Annotated in this window: 14 protein-coding genes and 1 tRNA gene; 8 read left to right on the top strand and 7 right to left on the bottom strand. The window is 69.7% G+C overall.

The annotated features are described in order from the left end of the window. Window positions 1-52 precede the first annotated feature (52 nt). From ccmE to K0M70_RS00185, 6 genes are read left to right on the top strand one after another with little or no spacing between them, the layout of a single operon-like run. Window positions 53-532, top strand: coding sequence for a cytochrome c maturation protein CcmE (gene ccmE / locus K0M70_RS00210; protein WP_290777684.1), 480 nt, complete (start codon window positions 53-55; stop codon window positions 530-532). Further along, window positions 533-2,455 carry a heme lyase CcmF/NrfE family subunit gene (locus K0M70_RS00205; RefSeq protein ID WP_290777681.1) on the top strand — a complete coding sequence of 641 codons (1,923 nt, stop codon included), beginning with the start codon at window positions 533-535 and terminating at the stop codon, window positions 2,453-2,455. Next, entirely contained in the window at window positions 2,455-2,985 is a 531-nt protein-coding gene (locus tag K0M70_RS00200) for a DsbE family thiol:disulfide interchange protein (RefSeq protein ID WP_290777690.1), read from the top strand. Before K0M70_RS00205 ends, K0M70_RS00200 begins: the two co-directional genes overlap by 1 nt. Next, window positions 2,982-3,407 carry a cytochrome c-type biogenesis protein gene (locus tag K0M70_RS00195; protein WP_290777678.1) on the top strand — a complete coding sequence of 142 codons (426 nt, stop codon included), beginning with the start codon at window positions 2,982-2,984 and terminating at the stop codon, window positions 3,405-3,407. Before K0M70_RS00200 ends, K0M70_RS00195 begins: the two co-directional genes overlap by 4 nt. Further along, window positions 3,407-4,408, top strand: a complete 1,002-nt coding sequence (locus K0M70_RS00190) for a tetratricopeptide repeat protein (protein WP_290777675.1) — start codon at window positions 3,407-3,409, stop codon at window positions 4,406-4,408. The genes K0M70_RS00195 and K0M70_RS00190 overlap by 1 nt, the downstream gene beginning before the upstream one ends. Beyond that, a complete protein-coding gene (locus tag K0M70_RS00185) occupies window positions 4,405-5,517 on the top strand; it encodes a homoserine O-acetyltransferase (RefSeq protein WP_290777672.1) in 1,113 nt (370 codons plus the stop codon). The genes K0M70_RS00190 and K0M70_RS00185 overlap by 4 nt, the downstream gene beginning before the upstream one ends. A 77-nt stretch (window positions 5,518-5,594) precedes the next feature. Here the strand turns inward: K0M70_RS00185 and K0M70_RS00180 are convergent. The 3 genes from K0M70_RS00180 to K0M70_RS00170 all read right to left on the bottom strand — a co-directional run bounded on the left by K0M70_RS00180 (window position 5,595) and on the right by K0M70_RS00170 (window position 6,756). Beyond that, window positions 5,595-5,680 (bottom strand) — tRNA-Leu (locus K0M70_RS00180). A gap of 19 nt (window positions 5,681-5,699) precedes the next feature. Next, entirely contained in the window at window positions 5,700-6,278 is a 579-nt protein-coding gene (locus K0M70_RS00175; protein WP_290777669.1) for a cysteine dioxygenase family protein, read from the bottom strand. Window positions 6,279-6,345: 67 nt separating this feature from the next. Next, entirely contained in the window at window positions 6,346-6,756 is a 411-nt protein-coding gene (locus tag K0M70_RS00170; protein ID WP_290777667.1) for a hypothetical protein, read from the bottom strand. Window positions 6,757-6,893: 137 nt separating this feature from the next. Between K0M70_RS00170 and K0M70_RS00165 the strand changes: the two genes are divergently transcribed. Beyond that, the gene (locus K0M70_RS00165; RefSeq protein ID WP_290777664.1) at window positions 6,894-8,210 is read left to right on the top strand and encodes a hypothetical protein; all 1,317 of its coding nucleotides are present in this window, start codon (window positions 6,894-6,896) and stop codon (window positions 8,208-8,210) included. A gap of 1 nt (window position 8,211) precedes the next feature. On the opposite strand, the gene K0M70_RS00160 is transcribed toward K0M70_RS00165, so the two are convergent. The 3 genes from K0M70_RS00160 to K0M70_RS00150 form a co-directional block, all read right to left on the bottom strand. After that, complete coding sequence (locus K0M70_RS00160; protein ID WP_290777662.1) at window positions 8,212-8,871, bottom strand: response regulator transcription factor; 660 nt, start codon at window positions 8,869-8,871, stop codon at window positions 8,212-8,214. Window positions 8,872-8,913: 42 nt separating this feature from the next. Then, window positions 8,914-10,122, bottom strand: coding sequence for an FAD-dependent oxidoreductase (locus K0M70_RS00155; protein WP_290777687.1), 1,209 nt, complete (start codon window positions 10,120-10,122; stop codon window positions 8,914-8,916). A gap of 80 nt (window positions 10,123-10,202) precedes the next feature. Continuing rightward, entirely contained in the window at window positions 10,203-11,012 is an 810-nt protein-coding gene (locus tag K0M70_RS00150; RefSeq protein WP_290777658.1) for a 3-hydroxybutyrate dehydrogenase, read from the bottom strand. Window positions 11,013-11,123: 111 nt separating this feature from the next. Between K0M70_RS00150 and K0M70_RS00145 the strand changes: the two genes are divergently transcribed. Beyond that, window positions 11,124-13,067 (top strand): 3-hydroxybutyrate oligomer hydrolase family protein, encoded by a 1,944-nt coding sequence (locus K0M70_RS00145; protein WP_290777655.1) that lies wholly within the window; start codon window positions 11,124-11,126, stop codon window positions 13,065-13,067. A 7-nt stretch (window positions 13,068-13,074) separates the two neighbouring features. On the opposite strand, the gene K0M70_RS00140 is transcribed toward K0M70_RS00145, so the two are convergent. Beyond that, the coding region (locus tag K0M70_RS00140) for a response regulator (RefSeq protein WP_290777653.1) at window positions 13,075-13,523 on the bottom strand (449 nt) is incomplete at its 5' end.

The raw sequence follows: 13,523 nt of genomic DNA, 5'->3' as shown, positions 1-13,523 counted from the left end.
CCCCCCCCCCCCCCCCCCCCCCCCCCCCCGCCCGCCACTCCGGACCCTCCGCATGAATCCCACCCGAAAGCGCCGCCTCTGGCTGATCCTCGCGCTGGTCACCGCCTCGGGCGTTGCCGCAACCCTGGTGACGCTGGCGCTGCGCGAGAACATCACCTACCTCTACACGCCCTCCCAGGTTTACGCAGGCGAAGCGGCCGACCAGGCCGTGTTCCGGCTGGGCGGCATGGTGGCCAAGCAATCGCTCAAGCGCGAGGAAGGCACGCTGAAGGTGAGCTTTGGCGTCACTGACGGCGACGCGGTGATGACGGCGCACTACGAAGGCATCCTGCCCGACCTGTTCCGCGAGAACCAGGCCGTGATCGCCACCGGCCGTCGCGACGGTGATGAGTTTGTAGCCACCCAGATCCTGGCCAAGCACGACGAGGAATACATGCCGCGCGAAGTGGCCGAAGCCATGGGCAAGGCGCACGTGAAGCACGACGTACCGGCCACGGCCGAAACCCCGACACAAAAGCCGGGAGGCTACTAAGTGTTGCCCGAACTTGGATTGGTGAGCCTGGTGCTGGCGCTGCTGCTGGCGCTGGCGCTGTCGGTGCTGCCGCTGCTGGGCGCCCATCGCAACCATGGCCCGTGGATGGCCCTGGCCAGGCCCTTGGCCTATGGCCAGCTGCTGCTGACGGCGATTTCCTACGGCCTGCTGACCTGGGCGTTCCTGCAGCACGATTTCTCGGTGGCCTACGTCGCCAACAACTCCAACTCGCTGCTGCCGGTGGCCTACCAGTTCACGGCGGTCTGGAGCGCCCACGAAGGCTCGCTGCTGCTGTGGATCCTCATGCTGGCGCTGTGGACCGCACTGGTGGCGCGCTACTCCAAGGCCTTGCCAGCCCCGGTGGTCGCGCGCGTGCTGGCGGTGATGGGAATGATTGCGCTGGGCTTCCTGGCCTTCACGCTGTTCACTTCCAACCCCTTCGAGCGGCTGTTGCCGGGAGCCGCGGAAGGCCGCGACATGAACCCGCTGCTGCAGGACGTGGGCATGATCTTCCACCCGCCCCTGCTGTACATCGGCTACGTGGGCTTCGCGGTGGCGTTCGCATTTGCGGTGGCGGCGCTGATCGACGGCAAGGTGGACGCGCAGTGGGTGCGCTGGTCCCGGCCGTGGACCAACATCGCCTGGGCCTTCCTGACGCTCGGCATCGCGCTGGGCAGTTTCTGGGCCTACTACGAACTGGGCTGGGGCGGCTGGTGGTTCTGGGACCCGGTGGAAAACGCCAGCTTCATGCCCTGGCTGGTGGGTACGGCGCTGGTGCATTCGCAGGCGGTCACCGAGAAGCGCGGAAACTTCCGCGGCTGGACGATGCTGCTGGCCATCGCGGCATTCTCGCTTTCGCTGCTGGGCACCTTCCTGGTGCGCTCTGGCGTGCTCACGTCGGTGCACGCTTTCGCCTCGGACCCCGAGCGCGGCATGTTCATCCTGGCCTTCCTGGCGATCGTGGTGGGCGGCTCCCTGCTGCTTTACGCCATCCGCGCGCCGAAGGTGGAAACCGGCAAGCCGTTCGCGGCGATGTCGCGCGAGACCTTCCTGCTGGCCAACAACCTGCTGCTCACCGCATCGGCGGCCATGATCCTGCTGGGCACGCTGTACCCGCTGCTGGCCGAATCGCTCGACCTGGGCAAGATTTCGGTGGGCCCGCCCTACTTCGGCCTGCTGTTCATCCTGCTGATGGCGCCGCTGGTGCTGCTGCTGCCGTTCGGACCCCTGATGCGCTGGCAGCGCGAGGACATCGCACAGCCGATGCGCTGGCTGGCGCCCTGGGCGGTGCTGGCGGTGGTGCTGGGCGTAATCACCTTCTTCGCCTGGCCCGAGGGCACGGCCAAGACCGCCTTTGGCATCGCCGGCGCGGCCTGGATCCTGGCGGGCACGGGGCGGTTCGTCTGGCAGCGGATGCGCAGCCCCGGCAGCCGCTTCACGGCCGAGATGACGGGCATGCTGCTGGCCCACGCCGGCGTGGCGGTGTTCGTGGCCGGCGTGTTCATCACCGAATCCACCAGCATCGAGCGCGACGTCGCCGCCAGCGCCGGCGACAGGTTCCAGCTGCGCGGCTACGAGTTCATCTTCGACGGCGTCGAGAAACATCCGGGACCCAACTTCGTCGCCGACCGCGGCACGGTGCGCGTGTACCGCGATGGCCGGCAGATCGCGGTGATGCATCCCGAGAAACGCGCCTACATGGCCGGTGGCCAGGTGATGACCGAAGCCGCGCTGGACGGCGCGCTGTCGCGCGACCTGTACGTTGCCCTGGGTGAACCGCTGGACCAGTCCGGCGGCTGGGCGCTCAGGCTTTACGTGAAGCCCTACATCCGCCTGATCTGGCTGGGTTCGCTGATGATGGCGATCGGCGGCTTCGTGGTGGCGTTCGACAAGCGCTTCCGGCGCCCCGTAACCGCGCCATGATCAAGCGCCTGCTGCCGCTGTTCGCCTTCCTTGCCTTGGCCGCGCTGCTGGCGGCCGGGGTGTTGCGCAATTCGGGCAAGGACACCAGCGCCATTCCGTCGCCGCTGATCGGCAAGCCGGCGCCTGCGTTCTCGCTGCCCGTGCTGGGCGATCCGTCGCGCAGGGTGGGCAACGCCGACCTGCTGGGGAAGCCCTACCTGCTCAATGTCTGGGGCAGCTGGTGCCCGGCGTGCCGCGACGAACACCCGGTGATCACCGAACTGGCCACCAGCGGCGCGGTCCGCGTGATCGGCTACGACTACAAGGACACCGAGGAAGACGCCAAGCGCTGGCTGGAACAGTTCGGCAATCCCTACGACCTGGTGATCGTCGACGAGCCGGGCCTGGCGGCGCTGGACTGGGGCATCTACGGCGCGCCGGAAACCTTCCTGGTGGACGCGGCCGGCGTGGTGCGCTGGAAGTTCGTCGGGCCCATTACCCCCGAGGTGGTGCAGCAGCAGCTGCTGCCGGAACTGGAGAAGCTCAAGTGAAGGCACTGCTGTTCGCGCTGCTTCTGTTGTTGTCGTCTTCCGTGGCCGCACTCGAACCGATCAAGTTCGCTGACGACGCCGAAGAAACCCGCTTCCGCGAACTCGCCGCCGAGCTGCGCTGCGTGATGTGCCAGAACCAGTCCCTGGCCGATTCCAACGCCCAGATTGCGCACGACCTGCGCATGCAGGTGTTGACGCTGATGCGCGAGGGCAAGTCCGACCCCGAGATCAAGGACTACCTGGTCGCGCGCTACAGCGACTTCGTGCTCTACAGCCCGCCCGTGCGGCCCGCCACCTGGCTGCTCTGGTTCGGGCCCGGCCTGATCCTGCTGGGCGGGGCGGCGGTGCTGGTGGTGGTGGTTCGCCGGCGCGCCGCACAGGCGCCCGCGGCGGCGCCCAATGAAGACAGCCAGGAGTGGTGATGACGATTTTCGTGCTGGCTTCATTGGCCCTGGTCGCGCTGGCGCTGGCCTTCGTGCTGCCGCCGCTCTGGCGCGACGCGCGCGGTACGGCGGTGGTGCTGGCGCTGGGCCTGCCGCTGACGGCCCTGGGCCTTTACGCCCTGCTGGGCCTTCCCGCTGCGCTGGACCCGGTGAATACCAAGGTGCCTGAGTCGCTCGACGATGCGATCGTCCAGCTCGAGCGCCGCCTGGCCGAGGAACCCGCCAGCGTCGAGGGCTGGGTGCTGCTGGCGCGCAGCCGCAGTGCGCAGGAGCGATGGCCCGAGGCGCGTGATGCGCTGGCCAAGGCCTATGCGCTGCTGCCGGACGAACCGGACCTGATGGTGGAATACGCCGACGCGCAGATGCGCGCCGCGCCCGATGGCCGCTTCCCCGAAAGCGCCGTGGCGCTGCTTGAACAAGTGGTCGCAGGCCAACCATCGCACCAGCGCGGGCTGTTCTACCTGGGTGCGGCGCGCCTGCAGGCGGATCGCCCCGCGGACGCCGCCCAGCTTTGGGAACAGCTGCTGCCGCTGGTGGACGCGCAGACTGCACAAGCCCTGTCGCAGCAGATCGCGCTGGCGCGCGAACAGGCCGGGCTTCCGGAACTGCAGCCGCCCCCGGCCAGTGCAGCCGCACCTTCGCTTGAACTCACCATCGACATCGCGCCGGCGCTGGCGTCGCAGCTGGCGCCCGGCGACACGCTGTTCGTGTTCGCCCGCACCGTGGACGGCGCGGGTATTCCGGTGGCGGTCAAGCGCCTGCCGGCCACCGGTTTCCCGATCTCGCTGCGCCTGTCCGACGCCGACGGACTGATGCCGGCACAGAAGCTCTTCGCACAGGCCAAGGTGCGCCTGATGGCGCGCGTGTCCAAGTCCGGTGATGCCGCCGCGGTGGCGGGCGACCTGGAGGCCGAAGTGCAGTTGGTGGACGTGGCGGACGGTGCGGCCTTCACCCTGGTCATTGACCGCGTGCATCCGTGACCGAAGCCATCCCGCCCGGGACGCGCCTCGTCAACCTGCCCTCGCCGTTCCCGTTCAAGCGGGGCGGCGAACTGAAGGGCGCGCGCATGGCCTATGAAACCTGGGGCCAGCTCAACGCCGCGCGCGACAATGCGGTGCTGATCCTCACCGGCCTTTCGCCCAACGCCCACGCCGCTTCGCACGCCGGAAATCCAGAGCCGGGCTGGTGGGAGGCCATGCTGGGGCCGGGCAAGGCCATCGACACCGACCGCTGGTTCGTGGTGTGCGTGAATTCGCTGGGCAGCTGCAAGGGCTCCACGGGCGCGGCGTCGGTGGACCCGCTGACCGGAGCGCCCTATCGCCTGAGCTTCCCCGAGCTGTCCATCGAAGACGGTGCGCGCGCCGCGCACGCGGTGGTGCAGTCGCTGGGCATCGCGCAGCTGGCCTGCGTGATCGGCAATTCGATGGGCGGCATGACGGCGCTGGCCTACCTGCTGCTGCATCCGGGCGCGGCGCGCACGCACATCAATGTTTCGGGCAGCGCCCAGGCGCTGCCGTTCTCGATCGCCATCCGTTCGCTGCAGCGCGAAGCCATCCGCCTGGACCCGCAGTGGAACGGCGGTGACTACGACGACGCCCACTATCCCGAGAACGGCATGCGCATCGCCCGCAAGCTCGGCGTGGTGACGTACCGTTCGGCGATGGAATGGGACGGCCGCTTCGGCCGGGTGAAGCTCGACAGCGAAATGCGCGGCGACGAAGACCTGTTCGGCCAGGAGTTCGAGATCGAGCGCTACCTCGAAGCGCATGCACAGCGCTTCGTGCGCAGCTTCGACCCCAACTGCTACCTCTACCTGGGCCGGTCGATGGACCTGTTCGACGTGGCCGAGTACGGCGGCGGCGACGCCATCAAGGGCCTCGCCGGCATCCAGGTGGAGCGTGCGATGGCCATCGGGGTGCACACCGACATCCTGTTCCCGCTGCAGCAGCAGGAGCAGATCGCCGACGGCCTGCGCGCCGGCGGCGCCGACAGCCAGTTCGTCGCGCTGCCCTCGCCCCAGGGCCACGACGCTTTCCTGGTCGACATCGCCCGCTTCGGGCCCGCCATCGCAGGGTTCCTGGCCCGCTGACCCAAAAAGCGAAAGGCGGCGAGTGATCGCCGCCTTCGGTTGGAACTCGGGGGCCTGCATGTCAGCAGGCCACTCCGTGGTACCGGTGAGAGGACTCGAACCTCCACTGTGTCACCACAAGCGGATTTTGAGTCCGCCGCGTCTACCATTCCGCCACACCGGCGTTGCCCGGGGATTATAGCTCAGGCGGCCTCGTCCAGGCCGAGCTGTCGGGCGGCCTTGCTGTACCAGTTGGCACCCTCGGGCTGGAACATCGCGCAGCAGGTGAGGGCCTGCTTGTAGATGTGCAGGGACACGGCGATGGCGTTGGCGCTGGGATTGCGGATGGTGTGGTACTCGTGCGGCGGGATCAGGCTGCCGGCCGACCCGGCGCCGGCCAAGTGCGTGCCGACCGGTTCGAAGTGGAAACGTTCGCCCTGCTGTTCACGCAGTTCGTACTGGGTGATTTCCAGCTGACCGTGCCAGATGCCCTCCACGCACCACAGGCCCGAATGGTCGTGGATCGGGGTGCCCTGGCCGGGGCCCCAGGTCATGGCGACCACGCTGTAGCCGGAGGCTTCGCAGCGGTAAAGCTCGCGGCGTGCGTAGTGGTCGGCCACGGGCTCGAGCACGCAGTCCGGGAGCTGGATCTGGCCGTCGCGGATGGCGTCGGACAGGCCGTTGCGCAGGCGGTCGGTGACAGCGTGGTCGTCGCCCAGCGCGACGGCCTCGTCGATCATCGCCAGCAGGCGGTCACAGCCGGGGAATTCCAGGGCCAGCATGGCGTCACCATCGGGTTCGGGGATGGCCGCAGTTTAGCACCCGGCCTTCACGCCGCCTTGAGGCTGGTCAACCCCTTGTCTGTCCCGGCCCGGGTTCTGGCCGTGGCCAGGGCCACCAGCCGCGCCCCGTAAGGGCATAGCGGTCGGCCGCCTGCTCAAAGCGATTTCCATGATGAATACCGCCACAGGCGAAGTACATCGGCAGGAAAAGCGGCCCCAGCGCCAGGTACTGCAGCACGTGCGCGCGCTCGTGGTCACCCAGGCGCACGCGCTCGCCGCGGGTCAGGCCGGCGCGGCAGGCGTAGGTGAGCGTGGTCTCGTCCATCGAGCCGCCGGTGTGCAGGATCACGTTGCCCAGGGTCAGCGCGCCGCCGGGCCCCCAGGGGAAACGGTGGAAGACCACTGCGGCATCCGACAGCGCCACGTGCGCGCCAAACGGCAGCGCCACCAGCCCGGCCAGCAGACCCAGCGCCGTCATGGGGCTGGCCCAAAGCCACCCGATCGCCCAACCGACTGCCTGCAGGATCGATGTCATCGACGACGATGCTAGCACCGCGCTGCTTGTCGCCGACTGGGCCGTCTGCGACCCTACTGGCCACGCGTGGGGGACAGGAAATGAACGAGCACGAAAGCAGCGGCCCGGACGACGCCCACTCACTGCCCAAGCGCACCACGCCCACCTGGGACATGGAGCTGCTGCTGTCGGGCGCCACGGTGTTCGCGCTGTTCCAGGGCGCGCAGGCCATGCTGGCCGGCGGCGCCTACCTGCTGCCGCGGCTGCAGGACAACGTGGCGATGCTGGCGAGCATCCTTCTCACCTACGGCTTCGGCGGGCTCATCCTGCTGGCGCTCACCTTCACGCTGCACCTGGTGATCCGTGCCTATTGGGTGGCGCTGATCGGCATGAACTCGGTGTTCCCCGGGGGCGTCCGGATGGACGCGTTCAAATCCGGCCCCCTGGCCAAGGACATCCTCCAGCGGCGATGGCAGTCGATGGACGTCTCCATCGAACGCGCCGACAACGCCGCCACGATGGTGTTCGGCATCGGCGTGTCGATCGTGCTGGTGCTGGTGCCGGTGTCGCTGGGCGTGACGCTGATGTTCGCTGTGGTGACGCTGGTGGGCTGGGCCACTGGCCTGCAGAAGTTCTACATGGAAATGCTGCTGGGGCTGATGGCCCTGATGTTCCTGCCCTACATGCTGGCAGCCGGCATCGACAAGGCGCGCGGCGACCGGCTGGTGCCGGGCTCACGCGTCCACCGCCTATGCCGCGGTACCCTGGAGCTCTACGCCCGGGTCGGCATGAGCAACGCCTCCAATCCGCTGGTCACGGTGTTCAGCTCCAACATCGGCGCGCAGCGCGGCCAGGCCATCATCTTCGCGGTGATGACCACGGCGATGTTGGCCAGCGGTGCCGGCATGGTGATGAGCCGCATGGACCTGGGCGTCGGCTCCTACGGCGATTTCCCGGGCCCGCGGCGCGGCATGCCCTCGAGCGTGGAGGGCCGCAACTATGCCTCTAGCCACCAGCGGGACGCGTCGCCGGTGGCGCCCTACATACCCGACATGGTGGTGCGTGGCTCCTACCTGCGCCTGGTGGTGCCTTACGTGCCCAAGTGGCACAGCCACCTGTTTGACGACTGCGGGGCGCGTTGGCCGGAGGACAAGACCGACGAGGAGAACCAGCGCCGCGTGGCGCTGCTGGCCTGCGTCGGCCGCGCCGTGCAGGTGCGCCTGAACGGCGAGGTCGTGGCGGCAACGCCCGAGTGGTACACCGAGCCCCACCGCGACCTGCGCGGCCTGCTGTACATGGTCCCGGTGCGCGACCTGGCCGACGGCCGGCACGAGCTGTCGGTGCTAACGCCGCCGGAGGAGCCGCCCGAAAAGGACGAGGATCCCGAGCAGCCCTTCGTCATCCCGTTCTGGCGCTGACTCAGGCCTCGCGGGCCGGATCCGACAGCGCCAGCGAGCCCAGCAGAACGCCGGCCTGGGTGCGGTTGCGCACGCCCAGCTTTTCGAAGATGGCGCTCATGTGTGCCTTCACCGTGCGCTCCTGGATGCCCAGTTCGTCGGCGATCTGTTTGTTCAGGCGGCCCTCGGCCACGCGCGTGAGCACCTTGAACTGCTGCGGGCTGAGCGTGGCCAGTTTGGCTGCAGTTTCGCGGTCGCCAGGGTCGGTGGCGGACGACGCCACGCTGTCGCGCAGCGACGGCGGCAGCCACTCCTCGCAGGCCAGCACCGCACGTAGGCCGGCCTGCAGCTCCGCGAGGTCGGCACGCTTGGTCAGGTAGCCCGCCGCGCCGTAGGCCAGCGCCCGGCGGATGGTGGTGGGGTCGTCATGCGCGGAAATCATCGCCACCGCCACGCCCGGATGCTCGGCGCGCAGCGAGGCCAGGCCCATCAGTCCGTGGCTGCCGGGCATGTGCAGGTCCAGCAGCACCAGGTCGGTGTCGGGGCGCGCAGCCAGGGCCGCATGCACGCCGGCGAGGTCCTGCGCCTCGGCGATGTCCGCTTCGGGCAGGACGCCGCGCACGGCCTGCGTCAGGGCAAGCCGGTACAGCGGGTGGTCGTCGGCGATCAGCAGGCGGGTCATGCCGGGATTGTAGGCGCGCAACGCCGCTGCAGGAACGTCACCTCAGCCGCGCTCGAACGAGAACAGTGCAGCCAGCGGATGCTTCCTGCGCTCGATGGCCGCCCGCAGCAGGCCGGCTCCGATCATGCTGTAGCTGATGCCGTTGCCGCCGTAAGCCATGGCGAACAGCACGCGCGGGCCCTGCGATGGGTGGGTCCCGAAGTACGGCAGGCCGTCGTCGGTTTCGGCGAAGGTGCCGGCCCAGGCGAAGGCCGGCGTGTAGTCGAGGTGGGGAAAGAGTCTGGCGAGTTTTTTCTGCAGCGCCGCCTGCTTTTTCTCGACCCGGGCGTCGCGCCGCGCGGGGATGTCCATGCCGTCGTCGTCGCCGCCCACCAGCAGGCGACCATCGCCCGTGCTGCGCAGGTAAAGGTAGGGTCGCGCCGACTCCCACACCATGGTGTCGGCCAGGAAGCCCAGGGCCTGGGCCGACATCGGATCGGTGATGAAGGCATAGCTGCTGCGGTTCTTCGCCACGCGCTTGGGCAGCCAGTGCTGGCTGGCGTAGCCGGCCGCCATCACCACGTGCTTGGCCCTGATGGTCAGACCGTCGCTGGTCAGCAGCCTTGCCCCGCGCGACGTGGCCTGGAGGTCCGCCACGCGCGTGCGATCGAACACCCGGCCACCGCCCGCCTCCAGGCGCATCAGCAGGCGATAGGCGAGGCGGTAGGGGTCCACGCGCGCCGCTGGCCGGGTGAGGATGGCGGCCGGGGCGTCGATGGCGAAGCGTTCCATGAGGTCGGGCGAATCGAGCCATTCGACGTCGAAGCCGTTGGCCTGCCGCAGCTCGAACTCGTCGCGCACCGATCGCTTCTGCCAGCGGCTGGACGCGTAGTAAAGGCTGTCCTGGCGCGCAAATTCAACGTCGCGGAAGGGCTTGGCAAGATCACCCAGCTCGCTGATGGCCTGCGCGCAGCCCCGGTAGGCCAGCAGCGCCTGGTCCAGCCCGTATTGCTTGGCAAGGTCCACCAGATGCGCGTCTATCTCGTACTGCAGCAGGGCCGTACTGGCCGACGTGCTGCCCCAGCCGACGTCGCGCTGTTCCAACACGGCCACGTCGTGGCCGTGGCGATGCAGCTCATCGGCAATCAATGCGCCCGTGATGCCGCCGCCCACCACGGCCACGTCGCAGGCGTGGTCGGAGGCCAGGCGCGGGAACGCATGCATCAGCCCGTTCTTGACGGCCCAGTAGGGGTATCCACTCTTGAGATCCATCATCCATCCCGTTGCCGCGGTAGAAGCAACACTCTACCCGTGACGGTTCCCAGGCATCACCCCTCAGCCGCTGGCGGGCGTTACTGCGCCGTCCAGCCCCCGTCCACCGGGATGGCCGTGCCGGTGACGTTGTGTGCTTGCCTGCGGCACAGCCATACCACCAGTTCGGCGATTTCCTCGGGCAGGGACATGCGCTGGCTGGGCTGCTTCTCGCGCAGCAGCTCGCGCACGCCGGCTTCGCGATCGCCGCCGGCGCCTTCGGCCTTGGCCAGGATCTGCGGTTCGATCAGCGGTGTTTCCACCCAACCCGGACAGACACAGTTCACCGTGATGCCTCCGCTTTCGCGCGAGCCGGCGCTGGCGTACTCCAGTCCGGCCACCTTGCTCAGGCCGATCAGGCCGAACTTGCTGGCCACGTACGGCGACTTGTTCACCGACGCCACCAGGCCGTGCACCGAGGCGATGTTCACCACGCGCCCGTAGCCTCGCTCGGCCATGCCCGGCAGCGCCAGGCGCATGGTGTGGAAGGCCGCGCTGAGGTTGATGGCGATCAGCTTGTCCCAGGTGGCCGCCGGCATCTGCGCAATGGGCACCGCGTGCTGCACGCCGGCGCAGTTCACCAGCACGTCGGCGGGAGACCATGCGGCCATCTGCGCCATCATGGCCTCCACCGCCGCGGTGTCGGAAACGTCTGCGTCGAAATGACGCGCCTCGGGTGCACCTGCCGCCTGCACCGACGCCAGCGCCTGCGCAACCTGCGCCGGGCTGCCCAGTCCGTTCACGGCCACGCGCGCCCCGGCCGCTGCCAGCGCCTGTGCAATGGCCAGGCCGATGCCCGACGTGGCGCCCGTGACCAGGGCCGTGCGGCCTTCGAGGAAGCGGTCGGACATGCGCGGAATCCTTGCATCAAAGTCGATGCCCCACCCTAGCAGCCCTGCCCCGGGCACCGCGTCGTACGAAGGTACGATGCCGCGGGAGCGCGCGATTGCTAAGGTCTGGGGATGAGCCAGACCCCTGAGACGCCCGCCCGCCCCCAGCCCGCCTGGGACCGCCGCACCCGCCCCGCCGGCGCGGTCCCGCCGCCCGCGACGGAAAAGGCCAAGCGAACGAAGAAGACCACGCTGGCGCTGTGCGCGCTGTCGTCGGCAATCGCTGTCGCGGGCTGCGCTGGCCTGAACACCCGCGGCGCGGACGGCGCCTCGGGCATCACGGGCATCGCGGTCAGCGAGCACTCCAACACCGATGACCTGCTCACCGCTGGCCTGGGTGAAGCCGGCCTGCGAAGTGCAACGCCTCCGGCATTCGCCAACGCAGACGATCCCACCGCCGGGGAACTGCGCCGACGCGCCATATGGACCAACTGGCGCGGCATCGCCGACCTGGCGCCCGGCGGCGGCTACGCCACCGTGTACGGCACGCTGGCGCCGGTGCCGGGACGCGAGTACACCGCCTTCGCCACCCTGCCCGGCCGCAGCCAACCGCACCGCGTGCTGGTGCAACTGCCCGACCGCTTCGACCTGGCCAAGCGCTGCGTGATCGTGACCGCCTCGTCCGGATCGCGGGGCATCTACGGATCCATCTCCCTCGCCGGCGCCTGGGGCCTGCCGCGCGGCTGTGCGGTGGCCTACACCGACAAGGGAACCGGCACCGGCTACGTCGACACCACCGACGGCGTGGGCATCGGCCTGGACGGACGCCGCGCCCCGGCCGGCGCGCCCGTGGAGTTCAGCGTCAGCACCGGGCCGTCGTCGGGCGTGGCGCCGATCGCGATCAAGCACGCCCATTCGGGCGACAACCCCGAGGCCGACTGGGGCCGGCACCTGCAGCAGGCCGCGCAGTTCGCGCTTGAAGTGCTCGACCAGGCACGGCCGCAGGGCGCGCCGTGGAACCCGGCCAACACGCGCGTGATCGCCGTGGGCGTGTCCAACGGCGGTGGCGCCGTGCTGCGCGCCGCGGAGCTGCCGGGCGACTGGCTGGACGCTGCCGTGGCGGTGTCGCCCAACGTGCTGCCGGCCAACGGTGGGCGCGCGCTTTATGACTACGGCACCGAGGCCGCACTGTGGATGACCTGCGCACTGAATGCGCCGGCCTTCGACGGCGTGCTGCTGGCTCGCCCGGGCGGCGCGAAAAACCCCGCGGGCATCGCCCGCTGCGCTTCGCTGCACGCCAGCGCCGACATCGCCGCTTCCGAGCCCGAGGCGCAAGCCCGGGAAGCCCACGAAAAACTGAAGGCACAGGGCTGGACCGACGCCGCACTGACGGCCGGAGCCATCAGCACCGCGTTCGACCTGTGGCGGGCGGTCAACGTGACCTATGCGTCGGCCTACGCCCGCACCGGCCCGGGCGACATGCCTTGCGGCTATCGTCTCGCGGCCCTGGCGGCCGACGGTTCGCCCCGCGCCACCACGGCCGCCGAACGCAGCGCCTGGTGGAGCGACGGCAGCGGCATCGCGCCCGGCGCCGGCGTGGGCATCGTGGACACCCTGGCGGCCGGCAGCGACACGCCGCTGCCCGGCCTGCGCTGCCTGCGCGCGCTGTGGAATGACGCCGCAGGTCCGGTGCGCGCCAGCGTGGCCGCGACCACCGCGGGGCTGCCGCGCGCGGGCCTGCCCGTGATCGTGGTGCACGGCGTGGACGACGGCCTGGTGCCCGAGGCCTTCAGCGGCGGCGCCTATGCGCCGTGGGCCAAGGCGAACGGCCGCGCCGTGAGCTACTGGGCCGTCGAGAACGCCCAGCACTTCGATGCGTTCCTGGGCCTGCCCGCGCTTGGAATGCGCTATGTGCCGATGATGCCCTTCGGTTACCGGGCGCTGGACGCGGCCTGGAGCCACGTGGCCGACGGCACACCGCTGCCGGGCGACGCACGCATCCGCACCACGCCGCGCGTGTTCGCCAACGGCGCCCTGGCGCCGCTGGCCGCGGAAAACCTGGGCACCCTGCCCTGAGGCATTGCTAGCGCGCCTGAGCGGCCAGCAGGCGCGCCATCACCGATTTCAGCGCGAGGGGTTTGAGCGGTTTGTGCAGCAGGCTGCAGCCTGCGCCAGACACGGCGTCGCGGACCTGCGTGGAATGGTCGGCGGTGATGATCACGCAGGGGCACGGCGGCATCGCGGCGGCCAGGCGTTCGCGCAGGCCCAGGCCGGTCTGGCCGCCGTCCAGGTGGTAGTCCAGCAACATCAGGTCGGGCGCGCCCAGCGCCACCAGGCGCAGGGCTTGATCAGCGTCTCGCGCCGCCAGCACCTCGCACTGCCAGCCCGACAGCAAGGCCTGCATGCCGCGCAGCACGGCGGGGTCGTTGTCCACCACCAGCACGCGGCTGCGCGGCGGTTCGGGCGGGTTGGGCTCGGCCGCCACGGCGGCAGCCGGCGCCGGCGCGGCGCGCGGCACCTCGATGGCGAACA

Origin of the sequence: Arenimonas sp., from assembly GCF_019459675.1 — a bacterium.
GTDB lineage: Bacteria > Pseudomonadota > Gammaproteobacteria > Xanthomonadales > Xanthomonadaceae > Arenimonas.
The sequence above is the reverse complement of the archived record's forward strand: the minus strand, read 5'-3'. Positions and strand labels throughout refer to the sequence as shown.